The sequence below is a fragment of the Winogradskyella tangerina genome (assembly GCF_003260205.1).
GTDB classification, from domain to species: domain Bacteria; phylum Bacteroidota; class Bacteroidia; order Flavobacteriales; family Flavobacteriaceae; genus Winogradskyella; species Winogradskyella tangerina.
In genome coordinates this window covers 152,693-174,925 of record NZ_QERF01000008.1, presented here as the reverse complement: position 1 = coordinate 174,925, position 22,233 = coordinate 152,693, and the positions used below count along the sequence as shown (strand labels likewise).

Genomic DNA, 22,233 nt, shown 5'->3' with positions numbered 1-22,233 from the left:
TATGCAAACTATTCAGATTGAAACATTTACGTTCGATTAGTTTTTTGATAGTCTATCTAAAGCATCTTTCGCCTTAGTAATAATTTCTAACTCTTCATCTGTAGGGTCGTCTACATGTTGAATTTCGGGGAATAAGCCACTTGAAAGTTCTCTTGATTGAGATTTGAAATCGTTAATAATGGCCTTGTAAATATTCATAGATTGATCCGTTAGACCAACATTTTCATAGCTCTCCGCGTATTGAAGCATATCTATTCCGAAGTCTTTTTTTTCAATCCAACCTAACTGAAGTAAGCTTCCGCTCAGTTGTGCTTTAATTGCACTGAGATCGGCTTGGTCATTATTCAGATCTTGTTCTTTTACAAATTGAATAAAGTCTTGTAAGCTTTCTCTAAGATTGGGATCGAATCTTATTTCACCAAATAGATTGTTTCGAATGAACGTACTTATTTTAAGAATGATATGTTTAGAAATTTTGAGGTACTTCTCTTTTTTGTCTTTGGGCCAGTCAGAATCTACTAAGAAGTAATAAATCCTGATAGTTTCAAAGAACTCCTCAGGTAGTAAATTTTCATCTAATCTGATTTCTTCTTCACTAAAATCTGAATCCAAATTGATCTTATGCCAAGCCTGCTGGCAGATATAAACGGTGTTTTGTTTTTTAAGTTGAGATTCAATTTCTGCGCTTGCTTTTGAAAAATTTCCTTCGTTTATTAATAATGAGATATCGATTTTTTTCTTTTTGAAAAACATAGAATTAATTAGGTTTTTGATCAGTTGAAACTAGACATTATCCCTTCAACAGATTTCAGCTTTCATAAAAATACGCATAATTATAACTAACATCCTTAAAGGCTTCAGAAATCGAATGAAATGGAAAGATCACATGGAAATTATAAATTTTTATCGTTCTCTTAATATTAATTTGTTTACAAAAAAGCTATCTTTAGAAACTCTCAACATCTCAATTTAGAGCCTTTCCTACAAGCATCATTTATGTGATGAATTTAATGGGAAAAACTAACTATTTAAATTAAAAAGAATAAAACCAACCATCAGATTTCACTTATGAAAAACTTTGCATTAGTTGTTCTGGGTTTGTTACTCAGTTTCAGCACCACAGGTATAGCCCAAAAAAAATCAAAAAAAGACACCGACGACAAAACACCTTTAGAATCCATAAATATTTCAGGATTAAAATGGAGAAATGTCGGACCTGCACTAACATCAGGAAGAATTTCAGATTTTGCATTCAATCCTAATAATCCATTCGAATATTATGTTGCTACATCATCAGGTGGGGTTTGGAAAACAGTTAATTCTGGCGTTACCTATGAGCCTATTTTCGATAGCCAGGGTTCGTACTCCATTGGCTGTGTAACTATGGATCCTAATAACCCTAATGTTATTTGGGTTGGTACTGGCGAGAATAACAATCAACGCTCAGTTGCCTACGGAGATGGTATTTATAAATCAATAGATGGCAGTAAATCTTGGGAACATATGGGTCTTAAAAATTCGGAACACATTGGTAAGATCATTGTGCATCCCGATAACTCTGATGTTGTTTATGTCGCTGCCATCGGACCGCTGTGGAGCAAAGGTGGTGATAGAGGTTTATACAAAACCGAAGATGGCGGAAAAACCTGGAATTCGATCATTGAAGTAGATGAGCATACTGGCGTCAATGATGTTGTTATGGATCCTAGAGATCCTGAAGTACTTTATGCTTCAACGCTTCAACGACGACGCCATGTATATACTTATGTAGGTGGTGGTCCAGGATCGGCTATGCACAAAAGTGTTGATGGAGGAAAAACCTGGACGAAAATCAATAAAGGGTTACCCAACGTAGAATTAGGTAGAATCGGTTTAGCTATTTCGCCTGCCAATCCAGAAATTATATATGCAATCGTTGAGGCTGCCGATCGAAAAGGTGGGTTCTATGCTTCTACAAATAGAGGCGCAAGTTGGCGAAAGCGCAGTTCGCATGTGACCAGCGGAAATTATTATCAGGAGATTATTGCAGACCCAGTTGATGAAAACACCGTGTATTCTATGGATACCTGGATGTCTGTTACACACGACGGTGGAAAGACTTTTAACAAGGTTGGAGAAGATACTAAGCATGTAGATAATCACTGTATGTGGATCAATCCTCATAATAATAAACATTGGGTTGTAGGTTGTGACGGTGGAATTTACGAAACCTTTGACGCTGCCAAAACATGGGATTTTAAAAAGAATCTTCCAGTAACACAATTTTATAAGGTAGCTGTAGATAATGATTATCCATTTTATAATATTTACGGAGGAACGCAAGACAACTTTAGTTTAGGCGGTCCTTCGAGAGTATTAACCAATCATGGCATTCGAAATTCAGAATGGTTTATTACCAATGGTGGTGATGGTTTTGAATCCCAGATCGATCCTAATAATCCGAACATAGTTTATGCTCAATCACAATATGGAGGGTTGGTACGATTCGACAAAAAGAGTGGTGAAACTGTTGGGATTAAACCAAAAGCAAGAAAAGGTGAAAATGCATACCGCTTTAATTGGGACGCACCGCTTGTAGTGAGTAGACATGTACCTGGGCGACTCTACTTTTCGGCAAATAAAGTATTCAGGTCAGATGATTATGGTAATAGTTGGAATGTTATAAGTGAGGATCTTTCACAACAAATTGATAGAAATAGTCTAAAGGTCTACGACCGAATTGTAAGTATAGATGCCGTTATGAAAAATGGGTCAACATCACTGTACGGAAGTATTGTCGCATTTTCTGAATCACCACTAAACAGAGATTTATTAGCGGCAGGTACCGATGACGGTTTAGTGCATATCTCTGAAGACGGTGGACAAACATGGCAGAAAATTTCGAATATTGACGGCGCTCCTAAGCAATCTTATGTCAACAGCGTACATCTGTCTAAACACAACGAAAATGTAATATATGTAGCATTTAATCACCATAAATACGGTGATTTCAAACCTTATATTTTTAAATCATCTGATAAGGGTGCGAGTTGGACTCCAATTCAATCAAATCTTCCAGAAAGAGGAAGTGTTTACGCCATAGAAGAAGATCATGTAGATGATAATCTCATCTTTGTAGGAACAGAGTTCGGTGCTTTCTTTTCGCCAAATCAAGGTAAAAACTGGAAACAACTTAAAAATGGTTTACCTACAATTGCGGTGAGAGATATTGCTATACAAGAGCGAGAAAATGATCTTGTACTAGGTACATTTGGGCGAGGGTTCTATGTGATGGATGATTATTCAGTTTTAAGAGACATAGAAAATTCTGAACCAAAGGATGAAGCAAAAATTTATCCTGTAAGAACAGCTTTGATGTGGGAATTTAGTAGCCCTTTAGGTTTGCCAGGCAAATCCTTTCAGGGAGATAATTTTTACACTGCGGAGAATTTAGGACCTGAAGCCGTTATAACGTATTACTACAATTCTGATTTTAAATCGCTAAAGGATAAACGACAAAAAGAGGAGAAAGAATTAATTAAAGCGAATAAAGATACACCGTACCCAAGTTACGATGCTTTAAAAGCTGAATCTGAAGAGTCTAAAGAAGAATTGGTGTTTACCATCAAAGATTCCGATGGTCAGGTCGTAAAGAAAGAATTCAGACCAGCGAAGAAGGGCGTTCAGCGCTTTCACTGGAATTTAAGATACACCCTTCAAAACCCAATTAATCTCAGCAAACCAAAATTTTATAATCCATTTGGTGGTAGAGATGAAGGAACCCTAGTAGCACCGGGGACTTACACGGTTGAAATGGCCGTAATGAAGGATGGTAATTTAAAGTCAGTTTCAAGTCCGGTGGCATTTGAAGTCAAAGCCTTAGATAATGTTGAAATGCCAGCTGAAAATAGAGCTGAGAAAGTAGCTTTCCAAAGAGAATTGGCGCAACTTCAAGCGGATATGGGCATCACTCAAAAATTAATATCTGAGTCTAGAGATAAGCTGAAATACATGAAGGCTGCAGTTAAACGCGCGCAGCAACCAATGGCCGATTTATCTACTAAAATTAAGGCTATCGAAGATCAACTCGATGCAGTTCAGTTGGCTTTATTTGGCGACCCGGTTAAACGTCGATTAGATATAGATCAACCTTTATCGCCTGCAAGTCGATTAGGATCTATTGGATATGAACAAAAATATTCCACCGCCACACCAACGCAAACACATCGCGATAGCTATGCGATTGCAAAAGCTGAAATATCAGCTATAAAATCTAAGATGGAGGTGATCTTTAATTCAGATTTAAAAGCATTAGAACAATTGTTAATCGCGAAAGGTGCACCTTATACACCCGGGCGAGGTTATGACAATAAAAATTAAAAAAATTGACACTATGAGAACCTTAATAATTCTATTTTTCTTTACAATAATTTCTTCAGGTTTTGCACAGAAAAAAGTGATGCAAAATGATGATAAAGCACTGTGGAACAGTATTCGAAATGTGAATATTTCTAACTCTGGTGATTACGTACTTTATGCTTTAGAGAAGGGCGAAAAAGATCAGTCGATTCAACTATTAAATATTGAAGGAGAATCTATAATGTCTTACGAGCGAAGTGAGGGAGGACGATTTTCTTATAATTCTGAATATGCTGTATTTGCTGTTAATGCCTGGAAGGACAGTATACGAGAAATGAAGCGTAGAAAAGTGAAGAAAAAGGATCTTCCGAAAGATACTCTAATGATCTACAATATTGAATCGAAATCACTTCAGAAAATCCCCAATGTAAAATCTTATAGCATGCCCGAAAAGTGGTCTGGAATCGTAGCTTACATGCTCGAAGCACCGAAGCCAGCTAAAAAGGATACTGCAAAATCCAAAGTAAAGGATACTTCAAAAGTTAAGATGAAGAAGCCTAAGAAGGTATCAAAAGACAATGGTTTTCATTTAGTGATTAGACAATTGAAGAGTGGTGAGGAGGATACCTTAAAATTTGTTCTTAGTTACAAGATGGCTAAAGAAGGGCGATTTCTAACCTATACAACCACAGGCGAAGATGATAAATCAGAGGCAGGTGTTTACAGATATGATGTAACAAAGGGAACAAGTACGTTGTTGTTTCAAAGTCATGCGAAGACCAAATATCCGCAACTTGGAATTTCAGAATCTGGAAATAGAATAGGTTTTGTTGTAGATGCAGATTCAACAAAGAGCTTAATTAAGAAGCCAAAACTATATGCTTGGAATCAAGGAGAGGCTATGGCAAGTATAATCGTCAATTCTGATGATAATCCTTCAAACTTATTAGTTTCGGCTGATCAAGCTTTGCGTTTTTCAAAAAACGAAGAACGTTTATTTTTTGGATTGCGAACAACACCAATTGTACAAGATACAACCCTTCTCGACGAGGAGATCGTTAATGTTGAGGTTTGGACCTACGATGAGCCTAGATTATACACCGTTCAGGAGTTAGATGTAAAGGATGATAAGAAGAAGGCCTACTTAAGTCTCTATGATTTTAAGAGAAATCAAATGGTTCAAATTGCCGATCCAAATTATGATCTTGCCCGATATGGCGATGAGGGTAATTGCGCCTATGCCGTAGTAGGGAATGGAACACCGTACCAACTTCAAAGTCAGTGGACGGCTCAACTTCCGAGAGATTTGCAACGTGTTGATCTCAATACAGGTGAACGTACAAACTTAGCAAGTAAAGTCTACGGCGGTTCATCAATTAGCCCGAAGGGTAAATACCTTTATGGTTACAGCAGGAAGGATAGCACTTGGTTTACCTACAATCTCAAAACTCTTAAATATAAAGCGCTAACCAAAGGGCGACAGTTTTATAACGAGTTGCATGACTATCCGGATGATCCTTATAGTTATGGCTCAGCAGGATGGACAGAGGACGACTCGAAATTTTTAATTTATGATCGTTTTGATATATGGGCTTTCGACCCTGAAACAGGTACTTCAGAAAACTTGACAAACGGAAGAAACTCAAAAAAGAGGTATCGCTATGTTCGATTAGATAATGAAGAGCGCTCTATTCCGAATAACAAAAAGTGGATGTTAAGTACTTTCAATGAAGACAATAAATATGGAGGTACTGCGAGTTATGATCCAAAACGAAAAGCATTAAAACAACTAGTAGAAGGGCCTTATACCTATGGTCGATTTACGATGGCCCAAAACGATAAAAGTAATCGCATGCTTTTTTCTAGAGAGTCCTTTACAGATTACCCAAATATATGGTCTACAAATACCAGTTTCAAAACACCGAAGCAAATTACAGATGCCAATCCACAACAGAGTGACTACAATTGGGGTACTGCCGAAATGGTAGAATGGGTATCGCTCGATGGTAAACCTTTGAAGGGAATGCTTATTAAACCTGAAGATTTCGATCCAAATAAGAAGTATCCAATGATCGTTAATTTTTATGAGAAGAGCTCAAACGGATTGTATCGCCATCGTGCGCCATCATACGGCAGAAGTACGATCAATTATCCGTTCTATGCCAGTAGAGGCTATGTAATTTTTAATCCAGATGTTCATTATCGCGATGGTTATCCGGGTGAAAGCGCATTTAATTGTGTTATTCCTGGTGTTACCATGTTAATTGATAAAGGCTTTATTGATAAAGATAATATTGGTGTTCAGGGCCATAGTTGGGGAGGTTATCAAATTGCATATTTGGTGACTAAAACTGATATTTTCAAAGCGGCAGAATCGGGTGCACCAGTTCCGAATATGATCAGTGCATATGGTGGAATTAGATGGTGGACAGGCTTAAGCCGTCAATTTCAGTATGAACATACGCAAAGTAGAATTGGTGGAACACCATGGGAATATCCGCAGCGCTATATTGAAAACTCGCCAATTTTCAATATTGATAAAATTAATACACCATTGCTAATTATGCACAACGATGCTGATGGCCATGTGCCATGGTATCAAGGCATCGAGTTTTTTGTGAGTCTGAGACGTTTAGGAAAACCGTCATGGTTCTTAAATTACAACGACGAACCACATTGGCCTTTGAAATGGCAAAATCGAATAGACTTCAATATTAGGATGTCGCAATTTTTTGATCATTACTTGAAAGGCGCTCCAAAACCCATGTGGATGGAACGTGGTGTTCCGGCCTTAGAAAAAGGAATCATCCAAGGTTATGAATACACTGAAAGTGACAAAGACTAACTATTTCAAATTGAATAAAACCAAATTAATGATGAAACAGATCACCTATATTTTAGCAACTATTATTCTTATTCTTAGTGTGTCTTGCAAAGAGAATAAGGACCAAACTTCTGAAACTGAAAATGAACCATTACCCGTAAAGGTTAAAGGAATCGAAGTAACCTACGCAACGGATTCTACAAGTTTGAAAGGTTATATCGCCTATGATGAGAATCAGAAAGGAAAACGTCCGGCCATATTGATCGTTCATGAATGGTGGGGACATAACGATTATGTAAGAGAGCGTGCCGACATGCTGGCCAATTTAGGATATACAGCTATGGCTGTTGATATGTATGGCGACGGTAAACAAGCAGATCACCCTGATGATGCCGGAAAGTTCGCCATGAGTGTTTTTACAAACCTACCTGAAGCCAAAGCACGATTTAACGCAGCGGTAAGTTTGTTGGAAGCCCATGAGAGTGTAGATGCAGATAAAATGGCGGCGATAGGTTATTGTTTTGGAGGTAGTGTGGTTTTAACCATGGCAAATAGTGGTGCAGATCTCGATGCTGTTGCGGCATTTCATAGCGGCGTAGCACTACCTGTAATGCCTAACGATCAGCTGAAGGCTCGTGTTTTGGTTTGTAATGGTGCAGCGGACCCATTTATTAATCCTGAGTCGGTGACTTCTTATACTAAGGCTATGGATTCTATTGGAGCGAAATACGAGTATATTTCTTATCCAGATGTGAAACACAGTTTTACATCTAAGGCGGCAGATGCCAATGGCGAGAAATTTAATTTACCATTGGCTTACGATGCAGAAGCGGATGAAAAATCATGGAACAGTCTTCAGGTATTATTGGATGAGGTGTTTTAGACGCCCCCTCACTACCGCCACGCTAAAGCGTGGTGGTAAAGAATAATAAGATTAAACCACAGTATTTTGCTGTGGTTTTTTACTTCCGATAATTGAAAGATTTGAATATTTCAGATATTTAAAAACACATGCTAGCGCTAATCTGTGACATGTGACGGTAACAGTTTAAAAGAAATTCTATGTCGCATTGTCGATAATTTTCGTCAAATATTTAAAAATTCTAAAGGAGGTATTGGTCACAACAGACTAATTTTTTCTTTCAATTCTTTTTCAGGGACTAATTTAAACGAAAGCTTTTCTTTCGCCTTAGCATTTGTTGTAAAATTTGTTCGTGCGAAGTATATGTCGTCTTGATTTGCTCCTTTAAACAGACCAATAACAGATACTTTCATGCCAACTGGCACATTGCGAAAAACTAACTTATTGTCTTCCCTGTAACTGTAGGGGAGTACTGAGTTGATCTCAGTAAAAACAAGTGAAGCATCTGGCGAAAAATCACCATCGTATTCAACGATCAAATTCATTATGGGTTGATTACTACGATAAAACCGATCACAGTTGATCCAACCTAATTTGGGTGTAGATAATACCAGATCTTTCATTAATCGTTCACTCCTTACCGATAAGGTGTCATAGCGTTCAACACCATTTTCTTCAGAATACTCAATTTTGAAAGTTTCACCGTCAATATCTTCGTACCACCATTTCGACCTACTGATGGTGTCTGTTGCAATATAGGTTACCGACCAACCAGATTCACTAACTAAAAATGATTCCTCTCTTATGGAAGGTGTCCAAACCATTTCGTCATTAGTTCTTGTGCCAATAAATAGGCTAGTTTCGTCTCTAAGTTTTCGGTCTTTGAAAACGATATCTAGGGTTTTATCGTCCTTCAATTTTAATTCGGTATCATCCTGAAATACCTTAAGATCGATCATTCCACGCGACTCAAGTAATTCGCCGTCGAGCGTTAATGTACTTAAATTAGAAGCAACAAAATCAGACTTTTTGTAAAACTCTTTGACTTTAATGGTGAGCTCTGATTCATTGTTTTTAAGTTTGAAAAGATCGTCTTTAAAATCTAGAATTGTGCCTTGTTTACAAGTAATTAAAGTGTCTTTATTTGACGGAATCTTATAAATTTGATAATTACTTTTTAAGGCATCATAAACCATGTTCTCAGAGGTGAGGTTTAATATGATCTCAACCCTTCGATTCTTTGATTTTTCTATTTCTGTGAGGCTTTTATTTACTAATTCACTTTCACTTTTAGAAATAATGTGAAACCTGTTTTTTAGTCCCTTCGAACTTAAATATTCTTTTACGGCAATTGCGCGTTCGCGGGATAACGCTTTATTGTAGTCAAATGAGGCATCAGAGTCGGTATGCCCAATAATACCAATTTCATTAACAGATTTACTGTGTTTAATTTTTGCAGTCAGCACATCCAATTTTTGCTTTGCTGCGGATGATAAGTTGTGGCTATCAGATTCAAAATAAATTAAATTAGATTGTGCCAAGCCCATAAAGGTCGATAAGATAAGTGCTAGGGTTAAAAGTGAATTTTTCATAGAACGGGTTAATGCTAAAAAAATGAATATGCTGTGATAAGCACAAAAATGATTCCACTTTTTTTAAAGTCATTAATCGTCGTGAAATTATGTTCAGAATTGATCTTTTACTTTTGAATTCGGTCAGAATTACTTTTTGGTCGCAGTGCATATGAATATAATGCCATTCCTATTATAACAATGCTTACAAAGATAAATGGACCCCATAAAATATCCATAGACCAAAACAACATAAAAAATGTTCCAATAGCATAAATTACAGCCGTAAATGCCGACCAGAAACTTGCTCTTGAATGCAATAGCTTAGCTCTTTCGGGCATCGATTTTCCTTTAATGAAGCATATATAGTGTACCCAAAATAATATACATGTTAATCCCACAAAAACGATTAGGAATTGTTCCTCGCCCATAGCATCTATTCTGTCACTGCTAATCGTGATAATTGAAATAATATTTAGCACATGTAACAATGACAGTGCAGAGACAGCAGACCAAACGGGATTGAGCTTGTTTGTTCTAGCGTATGTGGAGTAGGTGCTAAGAAATATTTTTTCGTAGAAATTCATTTTATCTCATCAAAATTTTTCATCATCTCATTGCCATATTTGAAAATCGCCGGAAACCCACCAGTATGCCAAAACATTACATTAGATCGTAAAGGAATCTTCTTTTTTTCTAACATATCTAACATGCCATAAAAGGCTCTACCAGTATAAACCGGATCTAACAAAATCCCTTCAGACGAGGCAAGTTCCTTAATGGCTTTTACCTCATTTTTTGTGACATTCCCATAACCGTCATGGTCGTAGTTTCTATTAAGTTTAATGTCGGATAATGTAATGGTCTTGTTGATTTGTAATGTCTTTAAGCCTTGGTTAACGATATTGAGCACTACCTCTTCTAGGGCTATACCATTTGTTTCATCTTTATCAATATTGATCGGAATTAATTCAAACGGTAAGTCATAGATCAATTGGCCTAGTGTGAGTCCGGCTTGCATACCACCAGAGCTCGAAGCAAAAAATATATAATCGAGGGTGATGTCGTTTTGTAGTATTTGTGTTTTTAGCTCATTCACAGCATTTACAAATCCAAGAGCACCGATGAGGTTAGAGCCACCATAAGGAATGACATAACATTTTTTACCCTTGGCTTCAAGTTGGGTAGTAAGTATTGGTGTATCTTCTCCTTTTCTGTGCGCTCCTGTAAAATGAATTTTGGCTCCTAAGATCGAAGAGAGTAAAAGGTTGCCTTGATAATTTTTGGGTTGGTCACCACCTAAAAGTAAATGACATTCTAAACCTGCAATAGCACAGGCAGCCGCAGTTTGCCGGCAATGATTAGATTGTTGAGCACCAGCTGTAATAACAGTATCACATCCTGAATCAATGGCTTGTTGAATTAAATATTCAAGTTTTCTGGTTTTGTTACCGCCAGTGGCCAATCCGGTTTGGTCATCTCTTTTAATATAGATCTTATAATCAGGAAATTTGGCCGACAGGTTTTTCAATTCTGTTAAAGGCGTTGGAAAAAATCCAAGGCTAAATTTGTTATTGATCATTGAAGAATGCATTCTGAAATATTGATTGATCGTAGTATCACAGAATCAGTTAATCCAGATCGAAGGTTGGTGTCACACACGAAATTAGTTGATCATCAACCGTAGCGCCTACATAACCATGACCCTTGAAGTAATAAAATTTGAATGTTCCGTTTTTTAAGACGGCTTCAATTACCATTAGATCTTCATATTCACAAAAAGGCGTTTTTAAGGTGCCCTCATAGGTAACGATCTTGTATTCGCCTTCGCCGCTTGCCGTTTTCCAAGTATGTCCTTCTTCAAAATTTTCATCATAACGAATGGTCTCAGTTTCGCAGCATTCTTCGTATTGATAAATCACACCGTCTTGTTCACGCAAGTATAAAGTTGCTGTGGTGCCGCCTAACCATTCTTGTGAAAATTCAACATAGGTTTTTCCATTAAGTTCTTTGGTGCCTTTTTTGGTTTCTACATACCGCGTATCGGCCCAAAAGAATTTCTTTTTTTTGATCACTAGAGGAAAGTAGCTGCCATCTTCGGTCGGATCGCAAAAGTTTTGACCTTCTTTTAATTGTGCGAAGGAATTTGTAACAGTAAATAGGCTAAATAATACTATTAGGATTGGTCTCATTTTTAATAGCTGTAGAAATAGTTTGAACAAGTTGCATTAGAAATCATAACCGATTTCATTCTTAAAGATACATATTATTCGAACATACTGGGCTATATTTTGAATAATGGTAGACCTTTATTTATAACTAAGAATCTAACCACTGTTTAAAAGCTGCAGCCTTATTCTTACCGATAATAATGTCAATTTCTGAAGGCGGAGTTACTTCAATATTTAGTTTACTATTACCAAATTTAGTTATGGTTTTAATAGCCGATATAGCTACGATCACTTGACGATTTACTCTAAAAAAGGAACGTTCATCTAGGTAGGAATAAATAAGATCTAAACTTTCATTAGAAGTAGATCGCTTGCCGTCTTTACGAACTATATATGTAATGGTATGATCGACATAAATATATGCGATATCATCCGTGAAAACAGGTAACAGCTCATTTCTAACATAGGTAAGAATTCGCTTTTTGGAGGTTTCTTTGTTTAGGTCTACAGTTTGATTTGAAGTCGTATCTGTACTAAGATTTTGCTGGTACTGCGATAAGGATTCATTCAACTTAGACAAACTAACCACCTCATCCTTAAGATCGAACAGTTTGTTAGATAATTGTCCGTCGTAGAAATTACTGATTCGGCGAATAATGATAAAAACGAACAATAAAATACTGAGTCCAAGGAGGGTAAAAAATAAATATAGATTACGCTGCCATTGAGCAGTAAGTGCGTTTAGTTTTTCTGTATTAAAATGTCCAACAACGATCCAGTCTGTCTTTGGAACAGGCGCCATATAGGCAATTTGATTTGTGAGTCCGGCGTAGTCAGCCGAATATTCATAGATGGCTTCGGCAGATTGGGCGTTCTTTACGGAAGACGCATTCTGGGTACCTTCCATGGTATTATTGATCTTTATAGCTTCTGGATAACTGATGATTTTCCCAGACCAATCTATCACCGATAAAAAGTGCATATCGGTATGGCTGTTGGCCGTCCAGTTCTGAATGATAGTTTGCATTTTTCTCTTCGAATTATCATCGTCGCTATTGATGCTGGCTAATGCGGCTACCTGATCAACATTCTGTTTTAAGGCCGAAATTTCACTTTCAATAAGTGGTAATGCCATCGCTTTAATAATTAATGGTGAAGCGATTAATGTGAAGGCCATAAATACAACAACACAAGCTAATCCGCCATAGAGATAAAATCGGTTGGTCTTCATAAATTGAATTTGAATCACTCAAAAATACGACATTGTCTTAGATTTAAGCGACGCTTAATATTGAAGTATTCCGTTTTAAATCTAAAAATTCACTTTCAAGCAGAATACAGATGTTTTAGCTATCAATTTTAAGTTTAATAACTAATTTTGTTCAAGTTGAAATGCATCAGAGGATAATAATGACGAACAGAAAAATAGTAATTATAGGAATTGTTTTAGGAGGTCTTCTTTTAGGAGTTCTTGGCATTGGTATGTTTGGTGTTAAGGATACCAGTCGTATTAAAACAAAGGCTAAACTTTCTACAAACGAATTATTGGATAGAACAACCAACAGCGACAGTTTACTATTAAATGACTATATTGAAAAAGCCATTGAAGTTACAGGGCCAATCAAGGACATTACAACCAAAGACAACAAAACTACTATACTCTTACATGGCGGACATGCGAGTAAATTAGTGATTTGCGAAATGCAAACCAACCAAAATAAATACATGGATCAATTATCTAAAGGCGACGTTGTGAATATCAAGGGTGTATTCAAAGGTGTATTGTTAGATGCTATTCTTTTAAATTGCATATTAATCGAAAAAAATAACAATGGTTAAACAGCTACTCTTCGGTTTCGCTTTTCTTTTGTTATCGTTTACAGCACCTGAGGAATATATTACTCGTCAGGGTACGGTGACCTTTTTTTCGTATACCAATGTTGAAAATATTCAAGCGACCAATAATCAGGTTTTGAGTTTATTCAAACCAAATGATTCTGCTATTGCTGTAAGTATTTTGATGCGAGCATTCGTTTTTGAAAAGTCTCTGATGCAAGAGCACTTTAATGAAAGTTATATTGAATCAGACCTCTATCCAAAGGCCACTTTTGAAGGATCTATCATTGATTTTGATCCTAGTTTTGAAGGCGAGCAAACGCGCATTGTTAAAGGTGATTTTACTTTAAAGGATGTAACAATGGAACGCGAGATCAAAGTGAAAATTACCAAATCCGAGACCGGCTATACTATTGAAGGCGATTTTAATGTATCTATTAAAGACCACAATATAAAAGTGCCGGGCTTATTATCTCCCAATATTGCAGAAACTATTAATGTATCGTTTAACTTTCAATATGAACCCTATGAAAACTAAAGTCTTTTATCTTTTAGCATTCACATTAGGTTGCATATCTCAGATACACAGCCAGAATCTTCTTGACCAATTGAATCGTGTAGAAACAGATTCGGTTTTTGAGGTTGCTGCAACCTTTAAAGCTACTCGAATTTCAATTGGCCATTCCGTAGAAACCCGAAAGAAAAATGTATTGGAAATTTCGGCAATGACGCGCTATTGGAACACATCTGCGGAAACAAGTAATTCATTTGTTGCTGATAAAATGTCGGCACGATTTGGATTAGATTATGGCATATCAGATCGATTGACTTTTGGACTCGGCTGGAGTACACAAGGTAATGTTTGGGACGGTTTCTTAAAATACAGATTGTTAAGACAACAAAACAAAGGTAATTTCGCCAGTATAACTTTATTGCAAACTGCTACGCATCGCGATATTGATGTGGCTTCAAGCAATATCTATAACGATGGTTCGGGTTCTTTAAATTTTGGTGATAAACTTGCCTTTACTACACAAGTGCTGATCGCTAGAAAATTTTCAAGAAACTTTTCATTACAGATCGCACCTACTTATGTGCATCGTAATACGTCTATTTTTCAAGGTGACCGCGACCAATATGCACTGGGCATCGGTGGAAGGTATAAAGTTGGGCGTCATGTCTCAGTAGTTTCAGAATATTATTATGTGATAAATCCTGTAGATAACCCAAATACTAACGGACCATTTTCACTTGGGGTAAATTGGGAATTAAGTGATCTCATGCTTCAATTTAAAATGACTAATAATGGTGCATTTGTAGAAGATACGTTTATCACTAAAACTCGAAATAATTTCAACTTTAGAGATGGTAATTTCTACTTCGGATTTCATGCAACCTTCTTTCTTCAGCTATAATTAATACTGAAGATCCATTTCCTATGAAATTATTAGTAATTCTTGGTTAAAGCTTTTCAAACCTACAATTTTAAAGGGCTTACTGCAATTCCTTTTTAAAGCCGTTTTTTCCGCTTCACTTCAATTTAGTTGTTAGAAGGTCCATTTGCACCCTTTATTTGCATTATCAAAATTTAAACAAATAAAACCATGAAAAAGATTTTTTTATTACTTCTAATTAGCTTAGGATTTTTCAGCTGTAGTACAGATGATGATTCTTACAATAATGATCCAACTCCAGAATCGAGTGTGGTTCGATTATTAAGTGTTAATGCTATTACTAATCAGATTGAATTATTAAACCTTGGTAATTCAACAGTTAATGTTGCGGACTATTATTTATGCCTCGGACCTGGTAGATATCCTCGTGTAGGTGATATTGCTGTGGGTTCAACTAATTTAGCACCAAATCAACGCGTCATTTTAAATTATGAATTAAATGAAGCGGCCGAAGGAATTTTACTTTTTACCACTAATACCTTTACATCAACAGATCCTGAGGTTTTATTAGATTATATTCAATATGGTGCGCCAAATCAGGTGCGTGTTGAAAATGCAGTAATTGCTGGTCGTTGGGACAATGAAGCTAACTTTATAGATGGAGGTTCGCCCTACACCTTTACAGGTACAGCCGATCAGTTTGGATCGGGTTTTTGGGAATCTACATTTATCGAATCGAGAGTAGTGCGCATTACTGAAGTTAATACAACGACCAATGAAATTGAATTGTCTAACTTCGGAAATGTGAGTGTAAATGTTGGAAACTACTGGTTATGTCTTGGTCCGGGTAATTATGAGCAAATATCAAATATTGCTAGCGGTACTACAGATCTTGCGCCAAATCAGACGGTGAGTATTACCTATAATTTAGGTACGGCTGAAGGCGTTGGAATATTCGCAACAAATACTTTCGGTTCTACAGATCCTGAGGTTTTACTAGACTATATGCAATACGGAGGAGCAAATCAGGATAGAGTAAATCAGGCTGTACAAGCGGGGCGCTGGGATAGTGAAACTAACTTTGTGCAAGGCGCATCGCCTTACCGCTTTAATGGAAATGCTGCAGATATAGGGGTGACATTTTGGGAATAAATTGCTGTGAAAAACTATTGCTTAGAAATGGAGCCCCTTTTCTCAAATCTGCAATAAACAACCTACTTATTCAATGTAAATGATTTAGAAATAAATCTTAGCTAATCATTTAGGGGATTAGTTAGCTAGAGTCTGCCCGACATGCTAGTGTCGGGCAGTACTTAACCAATATAAATTAACCATAATACATAAAACAATGAAATGTAAAATTACTTTAAATCGAGGATTGAAAACGGTACTAGGAATTGTCTTTAGTACAATGATCGGCATTGCTGCGAACGCACAAGCAGTTATTAGAGTTGAAAGCGTAAATACAGCTACTGACGAAATTTCGTTAATTAATCTGGGCGATGCTACACTAGATATAGGCTCTTATTGGCTTTGCCTCGGTCCGGGAAGTTATGTGCAGGTAAGCAATGCAGCTGTAGGTTCGACCAATCTTGCTCCTGGTGAGAATGTTTCCGTAGCCTATAATGTAGATCCTGTTGCCGATGGCTTTAGCTTATTTACAACTAATAGTTTTAGTTCTTCCGATCCAAATATCTTAATCGATTATGTGCAATGGGGTGCAGGCAATCAACCTAGAGTCGGACAAGCAGTAACTGCTGGTCGATGGGATAGTGCAAGTAATTTTGTTTCGGGTGAATCTCCTTATACCTTCACAGGTACAGCTACCGATTTTGGTTCGGCTTTTTGGGCCTCTACCCAAGATATTATTAGAATTTTATCTGTAAATACAGGAACGGATGAAATTGTACTTTCAAATTTTGGAACCACAACCGTAGATATAGGATCTTACTGGTTATGTCTTGGCCCAGGTAGTTATGTGCAAGTAAGTAATGCAGCTGTAGGCTCAACAAATCTTGCTCCTGGTGAGGATGTTTCAGTAGCTTATAATGTAGATCCTGTAGCCGACGGCTTTAGTTTGTTTACAACAAATAGTTTTGGTTCATCAGATCCTGATATATTAATCGATTATATACAATGGGGTGCTGGTAATCAACCTAGAGTTGGACAAGCAGTAACTGCAGGTCGATGGGATAATGTGAATAGTTTTGTCTCGGGGGATTCGCCTTATACATTCGCTGGAACCGCTACCGATTTCGGATCTGCTTTCTGGAATTCAACCTTAGGTATTGATGATTTCTTCGAGTCGAGCGTGAATATTTATCCAAATCCGGTAAATACAGAATTGAACATCAATATTCAAGATGAATCGATTTCAGAATTAGATTTAGACATTTACGATCTTTCAGGACGAAAAGTGATTTCTCAAGTCATTAATGGAGGATTAATCAATTCTATTGATCTTGTTTCGCTTCGAAATGGACTATATATGCTCACAATTTCAGACGGAACAAATGTTGTCCTATCTGAAAAGATTCTGAAGCGCTAATCATAAGAAACGTAATATTAGATTATGAGAAATAGTAAGCAAAATTTGATCTATACTATAGCTTGGCTTCTAATTGTTATCGTACCAATCATAATTTTTGGGTTTTTGATGAATTACTTTTTTAGCTAGTAATTCGATTAAAAAGGCTACAATTAAGTAGCCTTTTTTCTATATTTCAGTCTATAGCTGAAACTTTGAAAACTAATAAATTTCAAAGCAATAGCAATCTAGAGCCTCCTGATTTCGGGAGGTTTTTTATTTTTGAATATATGAATGATAATTTCACGAACGAATTCTTCGGAATTGGTATTCAGAACGGAAAAACACCAGAAAATCTAGGAGTACTATGGCGCTCGGCGCAAAACCTAGGTGCTAGTTTTATTTTTACCATTGGTAATCGCTATGCTAAGCAGGCCTCAGATACTCATAATGCGGTTAAAGCAATGCCTTATTTTCATTACGATACCTTTGATGAATTCTTCAATAATCTTCCTAAAGGGGCAAGGATAGTCGGTGTTGAACTTACTGATGAAGCAGAAGATCTCGAGACTTTTCATCATCCTAGACGTTGCGTGTATTTATTGGGAGCAGAAGATCACGGATTGTCAAAACAAGCCATAGAAAAAAGTCATTTCTTGGTAAAATTTAAATCGCAACTAAGCCTTAATGTGTCTGTCGCAGGCAGTATCGTAATGTACGATCGAGGTATTAATAAACCTCGTGTTTAATCTATTTACGCTTTCTAATTACTAGCATCACGGCTGCTACTGCAATTATACCTAACAGTAACCACAACCACACGTTTTTACCCGAATTTATAGCTATTGGAGCCGTATCACCAATTAATACTAAACCGGCCCAATATTGTGGTGAAGCAGTTCGCCCTTCGGCTTCAGATAAATACTTCAGTTTAGCAGCTTTAAGTGCCTTATCTTTATTTAATCCTTTAGAAATATTATCGTAAAAATGCTCCAAAATTTTTGCGCTAGACTGCTCATCGATCTTCCAAAGACTAGTTAAGATGCTTTCGCTTCCTGCATAATTAAAAGCATGCGCCAATGAGATCATACCTTCACCTGGTTGATAGCTTGGTTTGCCTGTTTCGCATGCAGTTAGTATGGCCAAATTAGAGGCTAAATTCTGATTGTAAATCTCGTAAGTATAAAGCGAATTATTCTCATCTTCTGCGCTTTTAGCGAAAATCAATCTTGAAAACTCTGGTGTGATATTATCAGATTCAGCATGGGTACCGATGTGAATAATTTTGTGCTCCTTGGCATTTTGAGTAAACACACTTTTGGAAGCATTTTCATTAAGGAATGAATTACCGTTAAACAACTTCGAATAACTCTGCGTCAATTGTTTGGCAAAGGGCTGTGGTAATAATTTCAAATAAGTGTAATCCATATCTACAGAATCTTTTATTGCGATTTTGTAGCTGGTTTTCATTTCATCACTAAATTCAGGAGCAAATCCAATGAAGTTAGAGTCGTAGCCTATTGGCTGGCTATTTTTATCAATTAGGAATAAGCTATAATTATAGGAAATATTATACTTCGATAGAAGACTATTGCTACCCATTTCTTTAAAATCGCTACAGACTTTATCCGTTAGTAATTCAAAACTAAGATTGAATAGTTCCTTGTCTGGTATAATTATAAGGTGTTCATTGGTTATGAGCGCTTCTATGGGTTTCCAAAGTTGATTATAAATGTCGGATTGAAGCTTAAATGTAGGTGTAATAAGCTCTGTTTTATTGTTGAGTTCGGCAATTCTAGTGGCAAGATTCTCGGTGTTGATCTCAACCATTTTGATGGATTTAGCATCTATAACGAAAGCATGCAGCGCCTCGTTAATGTACAAGTATCTAACCAAAGTTGAAGAAGCTGGTATTTTACGCTTTAGATCTTTTAACGATTGCGATATTGAAGCATATCGGAGCTCGTAATAGTTGGGATGGTTTCGTTTTAATTCTTCAAGAAAGTCTAACCATTTTTTTTCATTTTCAATGTAAATTTCAAAATTCGAATCTTCCTCGAGGTAAGCATTAAGTTGATCTTTTAGCGCCTTTTCTCTATCTAAAATCTCCTGAGGTAAATTGGCAGTTAATTCAGAAGATTTTGAATTAAGTCGACTACGAATTTTATGATAGATCATCGACTCATGATAACCGAGTAAATCGCTAAGAAAGTCTTCTTTATTTGTAAGTTTGAATAGCTCTAGGTTTAATTCTTTTGCAACCTTGAAAACACCAATGTTATCCTGAATTATTATCGCAGTTGAATTATCATTTGCAATAACAGATTTCTGATTTTCAAGTAACTTAATCGCATCGTCAAGTTCTTTAAGTTGCGCTTTTAAGAATGCCTCATTTCTGGTGGTAGTCAGTTTCAGATTTGTTTTTACTTTCAGAAGTATAGCACTTACTTTATTACTTTCAACACGAAGTGAATTTAATTGACTCTTCTCAATAAATTCGTTTGAATTAATCAATTCTATAGCTCTGTCACAGTATTTCAGGGCGTTTTGGTAGTCTCCATTCTGATAATAAATGTCCGCTAAATTCAATTCCTGATAGTATTCAAGAAGGGTCTTTTCACCTTGGTTTGCTTTTATATAATTTAAGGCATCATTTGCCATTGAAAGCGCCTTGTCTTTATCACCAGTTTCAGAATAAAAGTTTGAGGCGTTAACTGTGAAGTCTAGATACAGCTCATCATAATAGTTGCCAAGCGACGCTTTATAGTAGGCCTCGGCCTTTGCATAGTTAGATTTGGCTAAATCGAGATTGCCTAAATCGGAATGCACTAAGGCTTTATTGTAATAGGCGTCTGCCAGCCAATAACCATAATCACCATTTTTATTTTCAAAGTCTTTAATGCCTTCATTCAAAAGACTATCGGCCAGTGCGTAATTTCTCAGAGAAACTTCAATTTGACCAAGTAAAACCTTTCCTTTTGCAATTTCCGGACTTTCAGGTGCTAGATTCTTATTTTTTAGTTGGAAGGCATAGCTCAGCAATTGTTTTGCTTTTTTATAATCACCGATGTCTTTATAGAGTCCGGCATAATTTTCTATAGCCTGAAACAAAAATTCCTGAGCATAGGTGCGCCTAACATCACTAATATCTTCTTTTAAAAAGGCATTAAGGTTTTTAACCGTCGTTTGCATGGCGTCTATTGAGGCATCAACATCGCCTTGAATACTATAAATACCCGCAATATTATTGTTTAAGGATGCACATCTATAGAATTTATTCCAAGGTGTTTGTTCAAGCGATTTTAGCGTTTTATCAGCTTTCTTGTAATAATAAATAGCACTGTCGAACTTCGACGAATACCACATCATTCCGCCTAAAGAATTATAAGAAATATAATAACTATCTGCAGTTGAGGTTGTATCACTCTGCAAGGATTTAAGTCCTTGTTTATGATATTTTATTGCGGTAGTTATATCACCTAAGCGCGAATAGAATACACCGAGATTACTTTCAATTAGGGCTCGGTCTTTCCCCGTAGCTTCAGGCATTTGCTTCGTAATTTCTAAAGCTTTCAGGTTATAGTTTTTTGCCGTTTCAGAATCGCCGATAGACTCATAAAATGATCCTGTTTCTAAGGCTAATTGCCTAAGCGCTTTTTTATTTGTAGTAAGCGATTCAAACTTTTTTTCGAAAGCTTGGATGACATTTATTGCTGAACTCGTGTTGTTAACTTTTGATTCGATTTGGCCGAGATAATAAACATAATCGGTCACCTCATAGTATTTTTCTATTGCTATAAGCGAATCTATTTGCGCTTTGGCAAATTGCTGAGCTTTAGTATAATTTTTATCCTTGAGGTAACCATCTAATGTTTTGAGATTTGCCTCATTGGTGTTTTGAGAAAACAAAACATTAGTTGTACTCACTAATACTAAGAGTAAAAGTGCTATAATTCTAGACGTTTGCATGGTTAATCTAGTTTGTTGAGTAGGTCTTTTGCCTGGGTAGCATTAGATTTTTTAAGGTATTCGATAGCCTTTTCTTTATTATCTGACTTTAAATACGCCAGCCCGAGATAGTAAAGTGCTTCGTTTTTAAATGTTGAATGGTCTTGTTTAGTAACTTCTAACAAGTATGACAGTGCCTCTTTCTCTTGTTTTGAGGCCAATAAAGCAGACCCAACAAAGTAATTTAAGGTATCGTTTTTAGTTTTTGTATTGAGCTGATCTTTCCAAGTTTTAAGTGCGTCCTTATAATTACCTTGTTTGTAAGAAACCATTGCTTCATAAAACTCATAGTTGTCGGTATCACCCATCGTTGTTGGTAATCCTGGATCTGGTGAATAGTATTTTGCATACAGTCGCTCGTTTGAATTACCAGTTAAAAACCAAAAACTACCCGCAGCAATAATTAAGGCAGCTGCAACGGCAATTCTTCTTAAATTCAGTGACCTTACTTTGGTTTCTGAGTTGGACGCATTGGTTGAATTGTTTATCGCCTCGTCATGAAAGCGATCTAACTGCGCTTTCAGCGACTGTGTTTCAATTCCGATGAGAACAGTTTTAATGTCTTCAACTTTTGAAGCAAAACCTTCTTCGTTTTTAAGTTGGACTTCAAATGAAGAAAGGTCTTCTTCCGATAGTGATCCATTGAGATAAGCCTCGATCCTCTCGAATTCTTCTTGTGATATGTGATGTAAGTCGTCCATT

At 36.6% G+C, this 22,233-nt stretch carries 17 protein-coding genes; 9 read left to right on the top strand and 8 right to left on the bottom strand.

Annotated features, from left to right (window positions below):
• Positions 1–36 precede the first annotated feature (36 nt).
• On the bottom strand, positions 37–753 hold the full coding sequence (locus DDY94_RS12495) for a hypothetical protein (protein WP_111684461.1): 717 nt from the start codon (positions 751–753) through the stop codon (positions 37–39).
• Between the two features lie 315 nt (positions 754–1,068).
• Here DDY94_RS12495 and DDY94_RS12490 point away from each other — a divergent pair, with 315 nt between their 5' ends.
• Genes DDY94_RS12490 through DDY94_RS12480 form a run of 3 tightly spaced genes read left to right on the top strand, consistent with a single transcriptional unit; the run spans position 1,069 to position 8,045 of the window.
• Positions 1,069–4,359, top strand: a complete 3,291-nt coding sequence (locus tag DDY94_RS12490) for a glycosyl hydrolase (RefSeq protein WP_111684459.1) — start codon at positions 1,069–1,071, stop codon at positions 4,357–4,359.
• Between the two features lie 13 nt (positions 4,360–4,372).
• The gene (locus DDY94_RS12485; RefSeq protein ID WP_157957318.1) at positions 4,373–7,183 is read left to right on the top strand and encodes a S9 family peptidase; all 2,811 of its coding nucleotides are present in this window, start codon (positions 4,373–4,375) and stop codon (positions 7,181–7,183) included.
• 28 nt (positions 7,184–7,211) lie between these two features.
• Positions 7,212–8,045, top strand: coding sequence for a dienelactone hydrolase family protein (locus tag DDY94_RS12480; protein WP_232817870.1), 834 nt, complete (start codon positions 7,212–7,214; stop codon positions 8,043–8,045).
• Between the two features lie 236 nt (positions 8,046–8,281).
• On the opposite strand, the gene DDY94_RS12475 is transcribed toward DDY94_RS12480, so the two are convergent.
• The 5 genes from DDY94_RS12475 to DDY94_RS12455 all read right to left on the bottom strand — a co-directional run bounded on the left by DDY94_RS12475 (position 8,282) and on the right by DDY94_RS12455 (position 12,997).
• Positions 8,282–9,616 carry an OmpA family protein gene (locus DDY94_RS12475; RefSeq protein WP_111684455.1) on the bottom strand — a complete coding sequence of 445 codons (1,335 nt, stop codon included), beginning with the start codon at positions 9,614–9,616 and terminating at the stop codon, positions 8,282–8,284.
• Between the two features lie 107 nt (positions 9,617–9,723).
• Entirely contained in the window at positions 9,724–10,182 is a 459-nt protein-coding gene (locus DDY94_RS12470) for a hypothetical protein (RefSeq protein ID WP_111684453.1), read from the bottom strand.
• Complete coding sequence (locus DDY94_RS12465) at positions 10,179–11,177, bottom strand: D-cysteine desulfhydrase family protein (protein ID WP_111684629.1); 999 nt, start codon at positions 11,175–11,177, stop codon at positions 10,179–10,181. Before DDY94_RS12465 ends, DDY94_RS12470 begins: the two co-directional genes overlap by 4 nt.
• Before the next feature lie 49 nt (positions 11,178–11,226).
• A complete protein-coding gene (locus tag DDY94_RS12460; RefSeq protein ID WP_111684451.1) occupies positions 11,227–11,787 on the bottom strand; it encodes a hypothetical protein in 561 nt (186 codons plus the stop codon).
• A gap of 127 nt (positions 11,788–11,914) precedes the next feature.
• The gene (locus DDY94_RS12455) at positions 11,915–12,997 is read right to left on the bottom strand and encodes a LytR/AlgR family response regulator transcription factor (protein ID WP_111684450.1); all 1,083 of its coding nucleotides are present in this window, start codon (positions 12,995–12,997) and stop codon (positions 11,915–11,917) included.
• Positions 12,998–13,176: 179 nt separating this feature from the next.
• On the opposite strand from DDY94_RS12455, the gene DDY94_RS12450 reads away from it, so the two are divergent.
• The 6 genes from DDY94_RS12450 (at position 13,177) to DDY94_RS12425 (ending at position 18,272) form a co-directional block, all read left to right on the top strand.
• On the top strand, positions 13,177–13,605 hold the full coding sequence (locus tag DDY94_RS12450; protein WP_157957317.1) for an OB-fold protein: 429 nt from the start codon (positions 13,177–13,179) through the stop codon (positions 13,603–13,605).
• Complete coding sequence (locus tag DDY94_RS12445; protein ID WP_111684448.1) at positions 13,598–14,140, top strand: YceI family protein; 543 nt, start codon at positions 13,598–13,600, stop codon at positions 14,138–14,140. Before DDY94_RS12450 ends, DDY94_RS12445 begins: the two co-directional genes overlap by 8 nt.
• Positions 14,130–15,017, top strand: a complete 888-nt coding sequence (locus tag DDY94_RS12440; RefSeq protein ID WP_111684627.1) for a DUF5777 family beta-barrel protein — start codon at positions 14,130–14,132, stop codon at positions 15,015–15,017. Before DDY94_RS12445 ends, DDY94_RS12440 begins: the two co-directional genes overlap by 11 nt.
• Before the next feature lie 189 nt (positions 15,018–15,206).
• On the top strand, positions 15,207–16,148 hold the full coding sequence (locus DDY94_RS12435) for a hypothetical protein (RefSeq protein ID WP_111684447.1): 942 nt from the start codon (positions 15,207–15,209) through the stop codon (positions 16,146–16,148).
• Between the two features lie 196 nt (positions 16,149–16,344).
• Positions 16,345–17,544, top strand: coding sequence for a T9SS type A sorting domain-containing protein (locus DDY94_RS12430; protein ID WP_111684446.1), 1,200 nt, complete (start codon positions 16,345–16,347; stop codon positions 17,542–17,544).
• 269 nt (positions 17,545–17,813) lie between these two features.
• Positions 17,814–18,272, top strand: coding sequence for an RNA methyltransferase (locus tag DDY94_RS12425; protein WP_111684445.1), 459 nt, complete (start codon positions 17,814–17,816; stop codon positions 18,270–18,272).
• Position 18,273: 1 nt separating this feature from the next.
• Here DDY94_RS12425 and DDY94_RS12420 read toward each other — a convergent pair whose 3' ends face one another.
• Together DDY94_RS12420 and DDY94_RS12415 are read right to left on the bottom strand one after the other, a co-directional pair.
• Positions 18,274–21,492, bottom strand: a complete 3,219-nt coding sequence (locus DDY94_RS12420) for a CHAT domain-containing protein (protein WP_111684444.1) — start codon at positions 21,490–21,492, stop codon at positions 18,274–18,276.
• 2 nt (positions 21,493–21,494) lie between these two features.
• Positions 21,495–22,232, bottom strand: a complete 738-nt coding sequence (locus DDY94_RS12415; RefSeq protein ID WP_111684443.1) for a tetratricopeptide repeat protein — start codon at positions 22,230–22,232, stop codon at positions 21,495–21,497.
• Position 22,233: the final 1 nt, after the last annotated feature.

Coding starts and splice junctions, on each gene's coding strand:
- DDY94_RS12495 (WP_111684461.1), bottom strand. CDS start 753: ATGTTTTTCAAAAAGAAAAAAATCGATATCTCATTATTAATAAACGAA.
- DDY94_RS12490 (WP_111684459.1), top strand. CDS start 1,069: ATGAAAAACTTTGCATTAGTTGTTCTGGGTTTGTTACTCAGTTTCAGC.
- DDY94_RS12485 (WP_157957318.1), top strand. CDS start 4,373: ATGAGAACCTTAATAATTCTATTTTTCTTTACAATAATTTCTTCAGGT.
- DDY94_RS12480 (WP_232817870.1), top strand. CDS start 7,212: ATGATGAAACAGATCACCTATATTTTAGCAACTATTATTCTTATTCTT.
- DDY94_RS12475 (WP_111684455.1), bottom strand. CDS start 9,616: ATGAAAAATTCACTTTTAACCCTAGCACTTATCTTATCGACCTTTATG.
- DDY94_RS12470 (WP_111684453.1), bottom strand. CDS start 10,182: ATGAATTTCTACGAAAAAATATTTCTTAGCACCTACTCCACATACGCT.
- DDY94_RS12465 (WP_111684629.1), bottom strand. CDS start 11,177: ATGATCAATAACAAATTTAGCCTTGGATTTTTTCCAACGCCTTTAACA.
- DDY94_RS12460 (WP_111684451.1), bottom strand. CDS start 11,787: ATGAGACCAATCCTAATAGTATTATTTAGCCTATTTACTGTTACAAAT.
- DDY94_RS12455 (WP_111684450.1), bottom strand. CDS start 12,997: ATGAAGACCAACCGATTTTATCTCTATGGCGGATTAGCTTGTGTTGTT.
- DDY94_RS12450 (WP_157957317.1), top strand. CDS start 13,177: ATGACGAACAGAAAAATAGTAATTATAGGAATTGTTTTAGGAGGTCTT.
- DDY94_RS12445 (WP_111684448.1), top strand. CDS start 13,598: ATGGTTAAACAGCTACTCTTCGGTTTCGCTTTTCTTTTGTTATCGTTT.
- DDY94_RS12440 (WP_111684627.1), top strand. CDS start 14,130: ATGAAAACTAAAGTCTTTTATCTTTTAGCATTCACATTAGGTTGCATA.
- DDY94_RS12435 (WP_111684447.1), top strand. CDS start 15,207: ATGAAAAAGATTTTTTTATTACTTCTAATTAGCTTAGGATTTTTCAGC.
- DDY94_RS12430 (WP_111684446.1), top strand. CDS start 16,345: ATGAAATGTAAAATTACTTTAAATCGAGGATTGAAAACGGTACTAGGA.
- DDY94_RS12425 (WP_111684445.1), top strand. CDS start 17,814: ATGAATGATAATTTCACGAACGAATTCTTCGGAATTGGTATTCAGAAC.
- DDY94_RS12420 (WP_111684444.1), bottom strand. CDS start 21,492: ATGCAAACGTCTAGAATTATAGCACTTTTACTCTTAGTATTAGTGAGT.
- DDY94_RS12415 (WP_111684443.1), bottom strand. CDS start 22,232: ATGGACGACTTACATCACATATCACAAGAAGAATTCGAGAGGATCGAG.